Annotated in this window: 13 protein-coding genes and 2 pseudogenes; 4 read left to right on the top strand and 11 right to left on the bottom strand. The window is 70.0% G+C overall.

All coding sequences use genetic code 11. The features are described 5' to 3' along the window. Positions 1-105: 105 nt before the first annotated feature. The 4 genes from ASG63_RS21185 (at position 106) to ASG63_RS21170 (ending at position 4316) form a co-directional block, all read left to right on the top strand. Positions 106-1098, top strand: coding sequence for an ABC transporter ATP-binding protein (locus ASG63_RS21185; RefSeq protein WP_056221372.1), 993 nt, complete (start codon positions 106-108; stop codon positions 1096-1098). A 29-nt stretch (positions 1099-1127) separates the two neighbouring features. Next, positions 1128-2402 carry an ABC transporter substrate-binding protein gene (locus ASG63_RS21180; protein ID WP_056221369.1) on the top strand — a complete coding sequence of 425 codons (1275 nt, stop codon included), beginning with the start codon at positions 1128-1130 and terminating at the stop codon, positions 2400-2402. Between the two features lie 70 nt (positions 2403-2472). Beyond that, positions 2473-3423: an ABC transporter permease gene (locus ASG63_RS21175; protein ID WP_056221366.1), complete on the top strand. Its 951-nt coding sequence runs from the start codon at positions 2473-2475 to the stop codon at positions 3421-3423. A gap of 2 nt (positions 3424-3425) precedes the next feature. After that, on the top strand, positions 3426-4316 hold the full coding sequence (locus tag ASG63_RS21170; RefSeq protein WP_056221362.1) for an ABC transporter permease: 891 nt from the start codon (positions 3426-3428) through the stop codon (positions 4314-4316). A gap of 151 nt (positions 4317-4467) precedes the next feature. Here the strand turns inward: ASG63_RS21170 and ASG63_RS21165 are convergent, their stop codons facing one another. The 11 genes and pseudogenes from ASG63_RS21165 to ASG63_RS21120 form a co-directional block, all read right to left on the bottom strand. Beyond that, positions 4468-5496: an ABC transporter ATP-binding protein gene (locus tag ASG63_RS21165; protein WP_056221357.1), complete on the bottom strand. Its 1029-nt coding sequence runs from the start codon at positions 5494-5496 to the stop codon at positions 4468-4470. Beyond that, complete coding sequence (locus ASG63_RS21160; RefSeq protein WP_056221354.1) at positions 5493-6554, bottom strand: ABC transporter ATP-binding protein; 1062 nt, start codon at positions 6552-6554, stop codon at positions 5493-5495. Before ASG63_RS21160 ends, ASG63_RS21165 begins: the two co-directional genes overlap by 4 nt. Continuing rightward, positions 6551-7480, bottom strand: a complete 930-nt coding sequence (locus ASG63_RS21155) for an ABC transporter permease (protein WP_056221351.1) — start codon at positions 7478-7480, stop codon at positions 6551-6553. Before ASG63_RS21155 ends, ASG63_RS21160 begins: the two co-directional genes overlap by 4 nt. Further along, positions 7480-8433, bottom strand: coding sequence for an ABC transporter permease (locus ASG63_RS21150; protein ID WP_056221348.1), 954 nt, complete (start codon positions 8431-8433; stop codon positions 7480-7482). Before ASG63_RS21150 ends, ASG63_RS21155 begins: the two co-directional genes overlap by 1 nt. 177 nt (positions 8434-8610) lie before the next feature. After that, positions 8611-10158 carry an ABC transporter substrate-binding protein gene (locus ASG63_RS21145; protein WP_244479716.1) on the bottom strand — a complete coding sequence of 516 codons (1548 nt, stop codon included), beginning with the start codon at positions 10156-10158 and terminating at the stop codon, positions 8611-8613. A 387-nt stretch (positions 10159-10545) separates the two neighbouring features. Continuing rightward, positions 10546-12066, bottom strand: a complete 1521-nt coding sequence (locus ASG63_RS21140) for a TonB-dependent receptor domain-containing protein (RefSeq protein ID WP_443189823.1) — start codon at positions 12064-12066, stop codon at positions 10546-10548. Positions 12067-12245: 179 nt separating this feature from the next. Next, positions 12246-12977 carry a TonB-dependent receptor plug domain-containing protein gene (locus ASG63_RS27145; protein WP_443189822.1) on the bottom strand — a complete coding sequence of 244 codons (732 nt, stop codon included), beginning with the start codon at positions 12975-12977 and terminating at the stop codon, positions 12246-12248. Between the two features lie 248 nt (positions 12978-13225). Further along, on the bottom strand, positions 13226-14320 hold the full coding sequence (ada, locus tag ASG63_RS21135) for a bifunctional DNA-binding transcriptional regulator/O6-methylguanine-DNA methyltransferase Ada (protein ID WP_056221341.1): 1095 nt from the start codon (positions 14318-14320) through the stop codon (positions 13226-13228). Positions 14321-14710: 390 nt separating this feature from the next. Further along, positions 14711-15246 (bottom strand): annotated as a pseudogene (locus ASG63_RS26665) (PhnA-like protein); the annotation flags it as partial. A 1-nt stretch (position 15247) separates the two neighbouring features. Further along, positions 15248-15666, bottom strand: a pseudogene (locus ASG63_RS26660) (PhnA-like protein); the annotation flags it as partial. Positions 15667-15835: 169 nt separating this feature from the next. Continuing rightward, positions 15836-16339, bottom strand: a complete 504-nt coding sequence (locus ASG63_RS21120; protein ID WP_056221338.1) for a CsbD family protein — start codon at positions 16337-16339, stop codon at positions 15836-15838. Positions 16340-16424: the final 85 nt, after the last annotated feature.

The following is a 16424-nucleotide window of genomic DNA, read 5'->3' as shown; positions in this document are numbered from 1 at the left end:
GGCGGCGCGCGCCAGCCCGGTTGCGGTCGACCGGAGACGGTTTGGGTGGCGAAACGGGGATCGTCTGGCCCGTCCCTTGCTGGGGATCGGGCGGGGAGACAACGCATGGACGTCGAGCTGATCCGCCTGACCAAGCGCTACGGCCACACGACCGCCGTGGACGGCATCGATCTGAAGGTGCGCTCGGGCGCCTATTGCTGCCTGCTCGGCCCCTCGGGCTGCGGGAAGACCACCACCCTTCGGATGATCGGCGGCCACGAGACCGTGTCCGGCGGCGACGTGGTCATCGGCCCGCGCTCCGTGGGAGATGCCACGCCGGCCGAGCGCGGCACGGCGATGATGTTCCAGAGCTACGCCCTGTTTCCCCACCTGAATTGCCGCGACAACGTCGCCTTCAGCCTGAAGATGCGGGGCATCGCGAAGGCCGAGCGCCGCGCCAAGGCGCTGGCGATGCTCGACCTCGTTCAGATGGCCCATCTGGCGGAGCGCTTGCCGGCGCAACTCTCCGGTGGCCAGCAGCAGCGCGTGGCGCTCGCCCGCGCGCTGGTCACCGGACCCAAGGTCCTGCTCCTCGACGAGCCGCTCTCGGCCCTCGATCCGTTCCTGAGGGTGCGGATGCGGACCGAGCTGAAGCGGCTGCAGGCCGAACTCGGCATCACCTTCATCCACGTCACCCACAGCCAGGAGGAGGCGATGGCGCTCTCCGACCTCGTGGTGGTGATGAATGGTGGACGCATCGAGCAGGCGGCCGCCCCCCGCACCGTGTTCGAACGCCCGGCCACCGCCTTCGTCGCCCGCTTCATCGGCGGCCACAACGTCATCCGCCTGGCCGACGCGAGCGAGGTGGCGGTGCGCGCCGACCGGATGCGCCTCGGCGCGCAAGCCGGCCCGGACGCGGTGCCGGCCCGCGTCGTCTCGGTGGAGTACCAGGGCACCAGCGTGCATGTGGGCTTCGCGGCCGACGGCCTCGGCGGAGGACCCGCCACCGCGCTGACGGCGGTGATCGATGACGCGGCCTATGCGGGCGCCCCCCTCGCCCTCGGCCAGACCGTGCCGCTGGGCTGGGACGCCGACGCCGCCCATCGCCTGAGCGCCTGACCCGACCGCGTTTCCTCAGAGGAGCCTGCATGACGACCACGATCAAGCTGAGCCGCCGCACCCTGCTCCAGGGCGCGGGTGCCACCGGACTGGCCCTCGGCGCCGGTCCGATCACCGGCTTTCCCAACGTGATCGCGGCCGAACCCGTGACCCTGCGCTACCTCGGCACCGCCGTGAACCAGTCCGGCGACATCGCCCGCAAGGTGAAGGAGGATCTCGGGATCACCATCGAGTACATCCCCGTCGTCACCGACGAGGTGACCAAGCGCGTGGTGACGCAGCCGAATTCCTTCGACCTCCTCGACACCGAGTTCTTCAGTCTGAAGAAGCTTATCCCCTCGGGCAACATCCAGGGCATGGATGCCCGTCGGATCAAGCAGGCCGACAACATCACTCCGGTCTTCACCAAGGGCCAGGTCGGGGGCAAGACGATCGGCGACCAGGGCACGGCGCCCAAGAAGGTCTTCTATCTCGAGGGGCAAAACGCGAAGACCTTCGCGGGTTCGCCCACCGAGTGGATCACCCTGATCCCCACCACCTACAACGCCGACACCCTCGGCATCCGCCCGGACCTGATCAAACGCCCGATCGCGAGCTGGAAGGAACTCCTGAACCCCGAATTCAAGGGGAAGGCCTCGATCCTCAACATCCCCTCCATCGGCATCATGGATGCCGCCATGGTGATCGAGGCCACGGGCGACTACACCTATCCCGACAAGGGCAACATGACGAAGGCCGAGATCGATCGCACCATCAAGCTGCTGATCGAGGCCAAGCGCGCCGGTCAGTTCCGCGCCTTCTGGCAGGACTTCAACGAATCCGTGAACCTGATGGCATCGGGCGAGACCGTGATCCAGTCGATGTGGTCGCCCGCCGTCACCAAGGTCCGCAGCCAGGGCGTGGCCTGCACCTACCAGCCCCTCAAGGAGGGCTACCGGGCCTGGGCCACCGGCTTCGGCCTGCCCAAGACCCTGACGGGCCGCAAGCTGGATGCGGCCTACGACTTCATCAACTGGTTCCTCTCCGGCTGGGCCGGCGCCTACCTCAACCGACAGGGCTACTACTCGGCCGTGCTGGAGACGGCCAAGGCGCACATGGAGCCCTACGAGTGGGCGTACTGGATGGAGGGCAAGCCCGCCGAGAAGGACATCAAGGGACCGGACGGCAGCGTGCTGGAGAAGGCCGGCGCCACCCGCGACGGCGGCTCTTTCGAGACCCGCATGGGCAGCGTCGCCTGCTGGAACGCCGTGATGGACGAGAACACCTACATGGTCCGCAAGTGGAACGAGTTCATCGCCGCGTAAGCGGGGCGACGATGCGAACGCCCTCCCCCGCAGAGGGGGGGAGGGTTTCGCCTGTCACGAGGGTTGCGCCATGACCGACATCGCCCTTCCGGCCGCCGTGACGGAGGCGCCGCCCGCCAAGGCCCCCGCCGCCAGCCTTACGACGAGGACCCGCCGCCGGCAGGCGCTGGCCTACCTCCAGGCCGCGCCGATGGCGCTCGTCTTCCTGGTGTTCTTCGTGGTGCCCCTGGGCCTGACCCTGATCGTCAGCTTCTGGGAGTACAACGAGTACGAGATCATTCCCGCCTTCACGGTGCAGAATTACATCGACGTGTTCGAGGGCTGCCTCAACACGGCGGATGCCTGCACCACCGTGCGGACCTACCTCTCGACCCTGAAATTCTGCGCGCTGACCTGGGCCTTCACCCTGGGGATCGGCTTCACGGTGGCCTACTTCGTCGCCTTCCACGTCCGCTCGCGCACCATGCAGATGGCGCTGTTCCTCGTCTGCACGATTCCGTTCTGGACCTCGAACGTGATCCGGATGATCTCCTGGATCCCGCTGCTGGGCCGCAACGGCCTCGTCAACGACACCCTGATGGGGATGGGACTGATCAAGACGCCCATCGAGGGCCTGCTCTATTCCGACTTCTCGGTGGTGCTCGCCTTCGTGCACCTCAACACGGTCTTCATGATCGTGCCGATCTTCAACAGCATGGCGCGCATCGACCGGTCGCTGATCGAGGCGGCCTATGATTCCGGCGCCACCGGCTGGCAGACCCTCTGGAACGTGGTGGTGCCCCTGGCCAAGCCCGGCATCGCCATCGGGTCGATCTTCGTGGTGACCCTGGTGATGGGCGACTTCGTCACCGTCGGCGTCATGGGCGGCCAGCAGATCGCCTCGGTCGGCAAGGTCATCCAGGTCCAGATGTCGGCCCTGCAGCTGCCGGCGGCCGCGGCCAACGCGGTGGTCCTGCTGGGCGCCGTGATGCTGATGATCGTGGCCATGACCCGGCTCATTGACTTGCGGAAGGAACTCTAGACGTGAGCGACCGCCCCCGCTCCCCGGCCTTCTACGCCCTGGCGGCGTTCTTCGCCCTCTTCGTGGCCTTCCTGTACGGGCCGACGCTGACCATCCTCGTCCTCAGCTTCCAGGGGCCGCAGGGGGGCCTCACCTTCCCGATGAACGGGGTCTCGACGCACTGGTTCGGCAAGCTCTGGGCCGGGCTCGGGATTGTCGACATCTGGGGCGCCCTCTGGCGCTCCCTGCGACTTGGCCTCGTGGTGATGGGGCTCACCGTCGTCATCGCGTTCTACGCCGGCCTCGCCTTCCGCAAGCGCTTTCGCGGCGAGGGCGCGCTGTTCACCCTTGCGGTCGCGAGCCTGATCGTCCCCTCGATCGTGGTCTCGCTCGGCATCGGGTTGGAATTCCGGCTTCTCGACGAGGCGGTGAAATGGGCCGCCGCCGAGACCGGATGGGGCTGGCTGCAGGAGCACGGTACCCTGATGGGGCTCTACACCTCGGCGCTGGGCGCCCACCTCACCTGGACTCTGCCCTTCGGCCTCCTGATCATGTTCGCGGTCTTCAACCGGTTCGACCCGGCCTACGAGGAGGCCGCCCGCGACCTCGGCGCCACCGGGTCTCAGACCCTGCGTCACGTGGTGGTGCCGATCCTCGGCCCCTCGCTGGTCGGCGTCGCGTTGTTCGGCTTCACCCTGTCCTTCGACGAGCTCGCCCGCACCAGCCAGGCCATCGGCGGCCGCAACACCCTGCCACTGGAGCTGCAGGGCCTGACCACCACCGTGACCACGCCGGAGATCTACGCGCTCGGTACCCTCACCACCGGCCTGTCCCTTGCGGTGATCGGACTGGCGCTGGGGACGAGCCTGTACCTGCAGCGGCGCAAGGCGAAGGCTGGGCTGCGGCTCGGGTGAGCCCCGCTTCCTTCTCACCTTTGCGGGAGAAGGTGGCCCGCGTCAGCGGGTCGGATGAGGGATGCGCGTGATCCGGACTCGTCGCCGCCTCTCCCGGTCGCTCCGCGACCACCCTCCCCCCCCCCGCAATGGGGGGAGAGGGTTTCCGGTCTCACACCGTCGCGTCCGCCATCACCGCCGCCCGGTCTTCCTGGAACGCCGCCTCTGCCGCGTCGGTGCGCCAGCAGGCGGCCCGGTGGCCGGGCTGCACGGCCACGGAGGGTGGCACCTCGACCCGGCAGCGCGCTTCGGCGAGGAAGCAGCGCGGGGCGAAGGGGCAGCCCGGCGGGCGGTTGGCGAGGTCGGGCGGGCTGCCGGGGATCGTCTTCAGGCGCGTGCCCTTGGCGAGCGCCCCATCGGCGCGGCTGCGCAGGAGGCCGATCGTGTAGGGGTGGTGGGGGGCGAGCACCACGTCCCGGGCGGAGCCCTCCTCGACGATGCGGCCGGCATACATCACCGCGATCCGGTCCGCGACCTCCACGGCGGCGCCGAGGTCGTGGGTGACGAAGATCGTCGAGAGGCCGAGTTCCGCCTGCAATTCGCGCAGGAGCAGCAGGATCTGGATCTGAACGGTGGCGTCGAGCGCCGTGGTCGGCTCGTCGGCGAGCAGGACCTGCGGCCGGCAGGCGAGCGCCAGAGCGATCATCGCGCGCTGGCGCATGCCCCCCGACATCTCGTGCGGATAGGCGTCGAGGCGCCGCTCCGGGCTCGGAATGCGGACCCGCTCGAACAGGGCCAGGGCGCGCTGGCGGGCCGCCCCGGCGCTGATCCGCTCGTGCTGGCGGATCGCCTCGGTGATCTGCTGGCCCACCGTGTAGACGGGATCGAGGGCCAGGAGCGGCTCCTGGAAGATCATCGCCACGGCCCGGCCGCGCAGGGCCCGCAGGGCTTTGGGCGACAGGGCCATCACGTCCGCGCCGCCAACCCGGATCGTGCCGCCGATCCGCGTCCGGCGCTCCGGGTTCAGGCGCATGATCGCCCGAAGGGTGACGCTCTTGCCGGAGCCGGACTCGCCGATCAGCGCCACGGCCTGGCCGCGCTCGAGGGTGAGGTCGACCCCGTCCACGGCCTCGACCACGCCGCCGAAGACCACCGTCAGGCCGCGGATCGCGACGGCCGGCTCGGGTGCCGATACGCTCATGCGGCCACCGTCAGGCTGGGCGACAGGGAATGGCCCGAGCCGGGCTGGCGGGCGAGGCAGGCGACGCGGTGGCGCGCATCGCGGCCGTCGAGGGGCGGGACCGTGCCGCGGCAGACCTCTTCGACGAGGGCGCAGCGCGGGTGGAAGCGGCAGCCGGCGGGCGGGTCGATGGGGTTCGGCGGGTCGCCGGCAAGCGGCGCCACCGTGGTCCGCGCATCCGGGTCCATCGAGGGCATCGAGGACAGGAGCGCGGCCGTGTAGGGATGAGCCGGAGCGGCCAGCACCGTGTCGGCGGGGCCGATCTCCACCACCTGACCGAGATACATCACCGCCACCCGGTCGCAGATGAAGCGCACCACGTTGAGGTCGTGGCTGATGAACAGGTAGGTGAGGTTGAACTCCTGTTTCAGATCCATCAGCAGGTTCAGCACCTGCGCCTCCACCGACTTGTCGAGGGCCGAGACCGCCTCGTCGAGCACCACGAGGCGGGGTTCGAGGGCGAGCGCCCGGGCGATGTTCACCCGCTGGCGCTGGCCGCCTGAGAGCTCGTGCGGGTAGCGCGCCGCGAAGCGCGCCGGCTCCAGCCCCACCCGGGCGAGCAGGCTGCGGGCGCGCTCGATGGCCTGGCGCTTCGGGATCCCGTGCACCTGTGGCCCGAAGGCGATGGACCCCTCGACGGTCATGCGCGGATTCAGGGAGGAGTAGCTGTCCTGAAACACCATCTGGGCCTGGGCCCGGAAGTCCCGCAGGGGCAGCGCCCGGCTGCCGATGCGCTCGCCGTCGAACAGCAGGTCGCCGGAATCGTGGCGGATCAGGCCCATGATGAGCCGGGCGGTAGTGGACTTGCCGCAGCCCGACTCGCCGACCACGCCGAGGGTCTCGCCCTTCAGGATTTCGAAATCGACGCCGTCCACCGCTCGCACCACCGCCTTGGTGCCGCCGATGCCCTTCTTGACGGGGAAGTGCTTCACAAGTCGGTCGACGGTGAGGAGGGGCTGAGCCGGGCCGCCCCGGTCGCGGGCGATCGGGACGGTGGCGAGGCCGATGGGCTGGCTCATGCTTTCACCTCCATGGCGGACCGCAGGCCGTCGGAGAACAGGTTGAACGAGATCGAGACGATGAAGATGGCCAGCCCCGGCAGGGCCGCGACCATCGGGTTCACGTAGATCGCCGTGCGCAGGGTGTTCAGCATCAGGCCCCATTCGGGCTCCGGCGGCTTCACGCCGAGGCCGAGGAAGGAGAGGCCGGAGGCCAGGATCATCGATACGCTGATGAGGCTGGTGGCGTAGACGAAGATCGGCCCCAGCACGTTGCCGAGCACCTGCACGCGCAGGATCGTCAGGGTCGAGGCGCCGGAGAGGCGGGCGGCGTCGACGTAGTCGCGGGCGCGGATCTGGGTGGTCACGCTCTCGGCCACGCGGGCGATCTGGGGCACGAACACGCAGGTCAGCGACACGATCGAGTTGAAGATGCCCGCGCCCAGGGCGCCAGAGAGCGCGATGGCGAGCAGCACCGAGGGGAACGCGAAGAACACGTCCACCGTGCGCATCAGCACGGTGTTGACCCAGCCGCCGACGTAGCCGGCCAGGATGCCGATGCCGGACCCGATGACGAAGGCGAGGATGACGGGGGTGACCCCGATGAACAGGGACAGGCGCCCGCCCATCATCAGGCGACTCAGCATGTCGCGGCCGAGTTCGTCCGAGCCCAGGAGGTAGGTGGCGTCGCCGATGGGCTTCAGGCGCCGCAGCATCGAGCCGCGATAGGGGTCCATCGGGGTGATCCAGGGCGAGAGCAGCGCCACCGCCACGATCGCCAGGATGATGCCGGCGGCGGCCATCGCTACGGGATCGCGCAGGAGCTTGTGGCCGACCTGCCCCCAGAACCCCCGCGAGGGCACGAAGGCGTCCGGCGCCGTCGGCGCCGGGGCGGCCCCGCCGGCGATGTCGAGGATCGGTGCGGCGGCCTGTGTCGCGCGTGCCATCAGCCCCTCTCGATGCGCGGGTCGAGCGCCGTCTGGACGACGTCGACGATGAGGTTGAGGGCGACGAAGAACATCGCCAGGACGAGAATCGAGCCCTGCAGCAGGGGCAGGTCGCGCTGGAAGATCGCGGCGTTCAGGAGGAAGCCGGTGCCGGGCCAGGCGAACACGGTCTCGATCAGGATCGAGCCGCCCAGCAGGTAGCCGAGTTGCAGGCCCATGATGGCCAGCGCCGTCGGGGCCGCGTTCTTGACGACGTGCCGGAACACGCCGAACTCGCTCATGCCCTTGGCCCGGAGCGCACCGACGAAGTCCTGCGCGAGGATGTCGCCCACCAGCGCCCGGATGGTGCGGGCGATGACGCCCATGGGAATCACCGACATCGTGAGGGCCGGCAGGATGATGTAGCGCAGGTGGTCGAGATCGGGCCGCCAGTTGCCCGAGCCGTCGGGCCCGGCCCCGGTGGGCGGCAGCCAGCCGAGTTGGGCCGAGAACACGATGACCAGCACCATGCCGAGCCAGTAATGCGGCACGCTCACCCCGAAGACCGAGACCGCCGAGGCGAGCCGGTCCAGGACCGAGTTGCGGAAGTAGCCGGCCACGAAGCCGAACAGGCACCCGAAGGTGAAGCCGATCAGCGTCGCCACGGAGGCCAGGATCAGGCTGTTCACCACGGCCCGCCCGACCTCCTGCACCACGGGGCGGCCGGTGGCGATGGAGATGCCGAGATCGCCCTGAAGCACGTGCCAGAGCCAGATCACGTACTGGACGGGCAGTGGCTTGTCGTAGCCGTAGGCCGCCCGCATGGCGTCGATGGTCTCCTGCGTGGCGTCCACCGGGAGCACCGCGCTCAAGGGATCGCCGGGGGCGAGGTGGACCAGCATGAAGCAGACGACGCTCACGCCGAGCGCCACCGGCGTCACGGTGAGCAGGCGCTTGAGGATGAACTTCAGCATGTTCTCAGCCCTCTCTCCTCTGCGGAAGAGGGTACCTGCGGAGCAGGCGGGAGCGGAGGCGACTTTGCCGGATGCGGCATGCCCCTCCCCCGGTTCCTGCGCGACCACCCTCCCCCCGCAGCGGGGGAGGGTTCATGACCGCGACCTTCATCGTCACTTGCTCAACCACTTGCCCGATCACTTGCCCATCGAGATCGGCGAGAAGTCCTGGAACCAGTTCTGCGCCTGCACGAAGCCCTTCACCTTGGGGCTCATGGCACGCGGATTGGTGTCGTGGGCCACCATCAGGAACAGGGCGTCGTCGACGTACTTCTCGTGCACCTTCTCCAGGACCTTGGTCTGCTCGGCCGGGTCGAAGGTGGTGCGGACCTGGTCGAAGAGCTTGTCCATCTCGGGGTCGCAGTAATGGCCCCAGTTGGTGCCGTTGGGCGCCGCGAGGTTGCACTGGAGGTGGCGGATGAAGCCCGTGAAGGGGTCCTGGATGAAGTAGGAGAAGTTCATCCCCGTCGCCTTGCGCGACATGTCGGACTTGGCGCCCGCGCGCCACAGGTTGATGAGCGTGTTCCACTCGACCACCTCGAACTCGACCTTGATGCCGACATCCGCGAGGTTCTGCTGGATGAACTCGTTCATCGGCAGGGGCTGCATCTGGCCCGAGCCCGACGGCGCGATCAGGATCTTGGTGACGATGGGCTTGTTCGGGCCGTAGCCGGCCTCGGCCAGGAGCTTCTTGGCGGCTTCGGGGTCGTAGGTCGGCTTGAAGGTCGGGTGGCCGAACCAGGCCGAGCCCGGCGGCATGAAGCCCTGCGCCGGGATCATCAGCCCGTTCAGCAGCTCCTTCATGCCCTCGCGGTCCACCGCGAGGTTGGCGGCCTTGCGCACGCGGATGTCGTTCCAGGGCGAGCCCTCGACGCGGGAGAGGTGCCAGGTCCAGTTGTGCGGGTAGGCGTTGGTGACGATGCCGAAGCCGGCGGCCTTCAGGGACGCGACGGCATCCGGCGGGGGCGCCTCGATCCAGTCGACCTGACCCGAACGGAGGGCCGCCACGCGGGCATTGGCCTCGGGCAGCGGCACGAGCACGAGCTTGTCGAGCTTGGGCACCCGGGCCTTGTCCCAGTACTCCTTGTTGGGCACCATCTCGGCGCGCTCGCGCGGGGCGAACAGGGTGAGCTTCCATGGGCCGGTGCCGGCCGGGGTCTTGGCGAAGGCGTCCCAGCTCTTGCCGACCTTCTCCCACTGGGCCGGCGACGAGATCATGATCCACGCGATCTGGTAGGGCAGCGTCGCGTCGGGGTTCTTGGTGACGATTTCGAGGGTGGTCGGGTCGATGGCGCGGTAGCTCGCCACCGCCGGGATGCGCGAGCGCCCCTGGGCCGACTGGCGCGGGTCGAATTGCGGCGCGTCGGTCTTCAGGAGCTTGTCGAGGTTCCACACCACCGACTCGGCGGTGAAGGGCGAGCCGTCGTGGAAGGTCACGCCCTCGCGCAGCTTGAAGGTCCACTTGGTGTTGTCGGCGGGATCGACGGCCCAGCTCGTGGCGAGGCCCGGCACCAGCACGGAGGGCTTGGTGGCGGAGGAGAGGTCCCAATTGATGAGCCCGTCATAGACCGTATAGCCCGTGAACCGCATGCCCTCGCCGCCATTGTCGGCTTGGCCCGTGGTGAGCGGGATGTCGGAAGCCGTCATACCGATCTTAAGGACGCCCTGCGCGAAGGCCGTGGGCATCAGCACCCCGGACAGCAGGGCGGCGGCGAGAAGGCGGGACTTCGACCATCGGGAAACGGAAGCAAACATGCGCGGACGGGTTTCCATGGGCTGGAGACGGCGTGACGGAACCGTGAATGCAATCCATCGGCCAACCCCTCGCGCCGCTCCCGGTCGCCCGAGACGAACACGCCGCCTGATCATGTCTTGCCGCCCACGATCCCGATTCTGTGCTGCACCGGCCGAGGACACCACAATGCTGTCCGGGTCGCCGGGTACGCGGCCAGGCATTGCCTCAAAGACACGCAGAGACCTTGCCGCTCTCCAGAAACCTCCCATCAAACGCCTAAAATATAGGCAATCCCGCGCTCTGCCCGCCGGAGCCGCAGACTCGCGAGCCGCAGGATCTCAGAACGCGAGCTTCAGCCCTCCGACGACGTTGCGCGGCGCGCCCGCGAGGATCGATCCGGCCGTGCCCGCCAGGGTGGCTGCTCCATTTTCCAGGCCGGTAGTCCGGCTGAGGGTGCTCGTCAGGTTCAGGGCGGAGGCGATGAAGGTCGTGTCGAGCAGGTTGCGGACTTCCAGGTACAGGCTGAGGCGCTTGGCGTAGCCCCCGGTAAGCTCCGTGGCGTAGTGGACGTTCGCGTTGAGGATGGCGTAGCCGGGGGTCCTCAGGCGGTTTCCGTTGTCGATGAGGACGCCGTCCTGAACCACGGTCTCCACGAAGGCGCCGAGCCCGTCCAGGGGGCCGCCGACCTGATCGTAGCCGACCCGCGCCAGGAGCTGGTGCGCGGGGACGCCGGGAATGGACTTGCCCGCCCGGTCCAAACGGGCGGTGACGGCACCGGCGCTCAGCAGCTCGGTGAACCGCGTGTAGATCTGATCGTCGAAGCTGTAGGCCAGCGTTCCGCGCCAGCCCGGCGCGAAGGCCCAGTCGCCGCCGAGTTCGACGCCGCGATGCTCCGAGGCCGGGGCGTTGATGAAGTAGCTCAGCCGGCCCCCACCCGGTGATTGCGACAGGAGTTCGTTGCGGAAGAACTCGTAGAAGCCCGTGAGGCTGATCCGCAGGGAGTCCACCGGCGTCCAGTCGACGCCGAGGTCGAAGCCGAGGTTCGTCTGTGCCTGAAGCTGCGTGTTGTTGCCCGGCAGCCCCGCGCTGGTGACGAACAGGTTGCTGCCCGTCGGCGTGGCGTAGCCGGTGGCGACGCGCCCGCGGACGCTCCAGGCGTCCCGGGGCCGATAGACCACGGCCAGTTCCGGCGCGACGTTGAGGAAGCTGCGCGCGGCATCGACCACCGAGGCCGTCCGTCCGGCTTCCGAATAGGTATAGGCGCTGTTGCGTCCGGTGATCGTGGTGTTCGTCGCGCTGAGTCCGAGGAGCCCGCTCCACTGGTCGGAAAGTGCCACCTCCGTGCGGGCGCGCCCGCCGAGATTGGTCTGGTCGCCGCGCAGGTCTCCGATCAGGGCGCCCAGGGCCGGTCGTCCCGCCCCCGGCGCCCGGTTGAACGTGGTCACGTGGTTGTCGAGGATCTCGGAGGTGAAGGCCACGTAGCCCACGGCCGGCAGGCCCATCAGGTCGTAGCGTCGGGTCAGGTCCGTGAGGAGGGTCAGGGACGGGTAACTGCCCCGGACGGCGGAGGTGTAGAACGGCTGGTCGAAGTTGCGCTCGTCGAAGCCGAGCTGGGTCCGCCAGGTCGTCTGTGCGTCGAGGTCGTGCTCCCAGCGCAGGGCCACGACGGTGCGCCGGTCGTCCCGTCCGAACCCGCCCTCGGTGGCGGTCACGCCGACGGTCCGGCCGAAGGCCCCGTTGGCGAACAGGTTCGTCAGGGTACAGCCCGGTGCCGCCGTCGCCACCGTGCCGCATCCGCGCTGGTAGGGATTGATCTGGTACTGGTCGAGGGAGGCGCGCCCCGGTAGGTCCGCCTGCAACCGGTTGTTGATTACCTTCAGGGTGAAGCGGTTGTCCGGCGTCGGCGTGTAGCTGGCCAGCAGGTTGATCGTCTGCGTGTCGTAGGCGCTGTTATCCTGGTAGCCGTTGGCGCGGACGTCGCTTGCGAACAGGCTGATCTCGACGGGGCCGCTGACGCCGCCGACCGTGAAATAGTTGCTCAGATAGCCGAAGCTGCCCGCATCGGTGCCGATCTCGAAGCCGTCGATCTCGCGGCCCGTCCGGGTGCGGAAGGCGAGCGCGCCGCCGGTGGCGTAGTTGCCGAAGAGATCTCGAAGCCGTCGATCTCGCGGCCCGTCCGGGTGCGGAAGGCGAGCGCGCCGCCGGTGGCGTAGTTGCCGAAGAGCGCTGATTGCGGACCGCGGAACACGTCGATGCGGCCGTAGGCGCGCGGATCGACGAGGTCGAAGCGCGAGGCGCCGTCCGGCTGGGTCAGGAGAAAGCCGTCCTCCAGCACAACCATGTTCCGGATGACACCGGTGGAGCGGGCATTGTTGCCGCGGATGGAGATCACCACGTCGCGCCCGCCATTGCCCGGGCGCACGGTGACGCCGGGACTGTTCACCAGCACCGATCCGAGGCTTGTGGCGGGCCGGTTCTCGATCGTGTCGGTGCGGCCGACGCGCGTGGCGGTGGCGCCCAGGGGCTGTTCGATCACGCTCGGGCTGGAACCGGGGGGCGCCGAGACACCGAACGGCACCCCGGCCGGTGCCGGGCGACCCTCGGCCGTGATCGAGAGCTCCTCCAGCACGATCCCGCCCGCCTCCTCGGCGCGCACCTCCGACGCGGAGAGAAGGACGGCGACGAGGGCAAGCCGGACGGCTCCGGTTCGCGGGGCCGCAGTTCGGGGCGCGACGGCCTGGGAACGCGGAGAACGGGGAACAGCGGCCATGCCGGTTTCGACCACGGGAGCGGGGGCGGGTCACGCCGTAGGGAGGGAGGCCGGTCGGGCCGGACGCGAACCGCGACGTCCATTCATGCGCATCGCGCGTCCGGGAATGCCGAAGTCGCTTCTACCCCGTGGACCGAGGGGGCGCGACGGGTCGGACACCCTGTGGTCGTGACCTGTGGCTCCCATGCCACGTCGAACCCGACACGTCGAACCTGCTCTCTCAAACCGTCAGGCGCGCGGCGAGACCTTCAGCGCGCATCCGCCTCGCGGTCGAGGAGCTGGCGCTTGCGCGCGACGCCCCAGCGATAACCGGAGAGCGACCCGTCCGCGCGGACCACCCGGTGGCACGGGATGGCGACCGCCAGCGGGTTGGCGCCGCAGGCCTGGGCCACGGCCCGCATGGATGTCGGGGCGCCGATGGCCTGGGCGATCGCGCCGTAGGTCGTCGTGGTGCCGATCGGGACGGCGCGAAGGGCGGCCCAGACCCGCTGCTGGAAGATGGTGCCGCCGATGTCGAGGGGCAAGTCGAGGCCGCGGCCCGGCGCCTCGACGAAACCGACGACCGTCGCCACCCACCCGTCGAAGGCTGGATCGCCGGGCGCCAGGTCGGCCCTGGGGAAGCGGTCCTGGAGATCGCGGACCAGGGCGTCGGGATCGTCGCCCAGGAGAATCGCGCAGAGGCCCCGGGGGGTCGCCGCCACCAGGAGCGCGCCGAGGAAGCACGCGGCCACCGCGAAGCGGATCGCCGTCCCGGCGCCTCCCGTGCGATAGGCCGATGGGTGCATCCCGAGCCGATCCGGGCCTTCAGCGTAGAAGCGGCTCGACGCGTTGAAGCCGGCCGCGAAGATCGCTTCGGTCACCGTCCCGGCCTCGGGCAGGCGCTGCGCCACGCGCTCGGCCCGCTTGGCCGTCGCGTAGGCCTTCGGCGTGATGCCGGTGACCCTTCGGAAGACGCGGTGGAAGTGGAAGGCGCTCAGGCCCGCTTCCGCGGCGAGGCCTTCGAGTGTCGGCATGGTCTCGGCCGCGTCGATCAGGCGGCAGGCCCGGACGATGGCCGCGGCGTGCCGTTCGGCCGGGGTCACGTCGTTGGGCCGACAGCGCCGGCACGGGCGGAAGCCCGCGGCCTCGGCTGCATCGCAGGTGGCGTGGAAGCTCACGTTCTCCGGGTTGGCCGCGCGAGAGGGGCAACTGGGGCGACAATACACGCCCGTGGTGCGAACGGCGTAGACGAAGGTGCCGTCGGCCCGCGCGTCGCGGGCGGTGAGCGCGGCCCATCGCTGCGCGTCCGCGTCATCGGGGGCGCTCGGGTCGTCCCACTCCGGATGGGTGTCAGCGCGCCGCATGGGGAAACGTCCTCCGTCGTCCAGGGGCGGCCCCCGCTTGTTGTGGCCGCGTCGCAGCCTGTCCTGCCCCGAAATCCCCGGAGCCGCATCCCGATCCTTGCTCTCGAATCCGGCTGGCGAGGCATCCGTACCGTACCACTCGCGTTGGCGGAGCCTCGCCCGGCGAACAGACCGGCGGCCGATGTCCACCGTGCCGCCCGGCGCCTCCGATCCGGGATCTCGATGTGCAGCGAACAGGCTATCGCGGGCCAGCGGCTTGGGCGGCAACGGTGGCCTGTCGCGGAGGCAAGGACACGTCGGCGGCAGGAGACCCCGAGGCACGGTGCGTGCCTGACGGGGGCGCCCGATCGGAGGGGGCGGGGCTGGCCGGCGTCGGTCAGCCCCGTCCGTTCAGACGCGGCGGGCGTCGTAACCGGCCACGACGGTGGCGGCCTTGGGAGCGCCGAGGCGTCCGCCGAAGAAGCCGGCGAGGGCGCCCAGGATCAGGGCGAGCGCGCCGTAGAAGGCGCCCTGGGTGGCGGCGGACTTGGCGGCGACGGCCGCGGCTTCCGCCTTCACCTTGGCGGTCGCGACGGTCTCGTCGTACTGCTTGCGGTAGTCCTGGATCTGGGCCTTGGCCTGGTCGACCGGGATGCCCTGGGCCTTGGCCAGGGCRTCGGCCGCGCGGGTCTCGGCCTGGGCCTTCTGGGCCGGGTCACCGGTGAACAGCGCCCGGATGGCGGCCACGGCCGCGTCCTTGGCCGCYTGCGGGTCCTGGCCGGCCGCCTGGTTGCGCACCGACTGCTCGATGCCGTCCAGGGGGTTGGAGATCTTCGACAGCGACGGAGCCGCGGCCTGCGCGGCGGTCTGCACCGTGCCGCCCACCAGCGAGCCGGCCCCGCCCAGCGTGCTGGTCACGTCGCCTCGGCCGGGACCTTCTCCGCCCANTCGATGCCGTCCAGGGGGTTGGAGATCTTCGACAGCGACGGAGCCGCGGCCTGCGCGGCGGTCTGCACCGTGCCGCCCACCAGCGAGCCGGCCCCGCCCAGCGTGCTGGTCACGCCCGAGAAGGCGCCCCCGATGAGGCCGCCGGCGGCCGAGGTCAGGAGGTAGAGCACCACCAGGGTGGTCACCGCCCAGGAGACCAGCCCGTGCAGGCCGGCCGCGCCCGTGACGGGCTTGCCCGAGAGGCGCCCGGCGATGAGGCCGCCCGCCAGGGAAGCGACCACGCCCGAGCCCACGAACCAGAGGCCGGCGCYCAKCGAGAGCGTCGAGGCGGCCGGGTTGTCGGCGGCCACGGGTCCGACGCTGGACAGGCCGACGCCCACCCCGACCATGTTGAGGATGACCTGGGTCACCAGGGGTGTCGGCCGAGACGGCCGGGGTCGCGAGAAGGGGGGAAGTGGACACGGGATAGGTACTCCGGGTGGTCGGTCGTCCGAGACGTTCGGTCGTTCGAGGGGTCAGTCGGGGGTGTTCGCCGATCCCACCGCGCAGTCCCGGCGCGGTGGGATCGATCTGTCGCGGCTCTGCGGATCAGTCGCGGCCGTGGATGAGGAGGCCGAGGCCGTAGCCGAGAAGGCCGGCCACCAGCAGGGCGGCCACGGGATGCTCGGCGACTTGGTGGCTCACCTCGCGCCCGCCCTGGCGCAGAGAGCGGCCRCCGGTCTCGTAGGCGTCCTCGGCCCKGTCGTAGGCCTCGCGGCCGGCCCGGCGCACGGACCGCTCGGCGCGGTCGTAGGTGTCGCCGGCTGCCCCCTGGGCGCGGCGCGCGCGGTCCTCGACGTCGTCGGAGTCGATCAGGTTGCYGACYGTGTCGCGAACCCTGCCGCCGATCTCGCGAGCGGTGTCGGCCACGTGCTCGGCGGCGTCGCGGACGGTGTCCTTGGCCTGACCGTAGAGGGTCTCGGCGGCGCCTTGCGCCTCGCGGGCACGGCCCTCGAGCGAGTCCCGCTTCGAGCCGGTGAGATCGCCCACCGTGCCCTGAACCTTGCCGCCGAGCTCCTTGGCGGCGCCCGTGATGCGATCCGTGTCGACCATGATGGTTGTCCTTGCTGTGTTCGTGGCTGGGGTTCGTCGCGCGGCGCGCGGCCGAGCCGGCGCGCGCCTACTACCCAATCCGGCG

Origin of the sequence: Methylobacterium sp. Leaf94 (assembly GCF_001426045.1) — a bacterium.
Taxonomy (GTDB): Bacteria; Pseudomonadota; Alphaproteobacteria; order Rhizobiales; family Beijerinckiaceae; genus Methylobacterium.
This window is presented reverse-complemented; position numbering and strand designations above follow the sequence as displayed.

What these genes read in the sequence shown, in the direction of transcription:
- ASG63_RS21185 (WP_056221372.1), top strand. Translation starts at nt 106, where the DNA reads ATGGACGTCGAGCTGATCCGCCTGACCAAGCGCTACGGCCACACGACC.
- ASG63_RS21180 (WP_056221369.1), top strand. Translation starts at nt 1,128, where the DNA reads ATGACGACCACGATCAAGCTGAGCCGCCGCACCCTGCTCCAGGGCGCG.
- ASG63_RS21175 (WP_056221366.1), top strand. Translation starts at nt 2,473, where the DNA reads ATGACCGACATCGCCCTTCCGGCCGCCGTGACGGAGGCGCCGCCCGCC.
- ASG63_RS21165 (WP_056221357.1), bottom strand. Translation starts at nt 5,496, where the DNA reads ATGAGCGTATCGGCACCCGAGCCGGCCGTCGCGATCCGCGGCCTGACG.
- ASG63_RS21160 (WP_056221354.1), bottom strand. Translation starts at nt 6,554, where the DNA reads ATGAGCCAGCCCATCGGCCTCGCCACCGTCCCGATCGCCCGCGACCGG.
- ASG63_RS21155 (WP_056221351.1), bottom strand. Translation starts at nt 7,480, where the DNA reads ATGGCACGCGCGACACAGGCCGCCGCACCGATCCTCGACATCGCCGGC.
- ASG63_RS21150 (WP_056221348.1), bottom strand. Translation starts at nt 8,433, where the DNA reads ATGCTGAAGTTCATCCTCAAGCGCCTGCTCACCGTGACGCCGGTGGCG.
- ASG63_RS21145 (WP_244479716.1), bottom strand. Translation starts at nt 10,158, where the DNA reads ATGCCCACGGCCTTCGCGCAGGGCGTCCTTAAGATCGGTATGACGGCT.
- ASG63_RS27145 (WP_443189822.1), bottom strand. Translation starts at nt 12,977, where the DNA reads ATGGCCGCTGTTCCCCGTTCTCCGCGTTCCCAGGCCGTCGCGCCCCGA.
- ada (WP_056221341.1), bottom strand. Translation starts at nt 14,320, where the DNA reads ATGCGGCGCGCTGACACCCATCCGGAGTGGGACGACCCGAGCGCCCCC.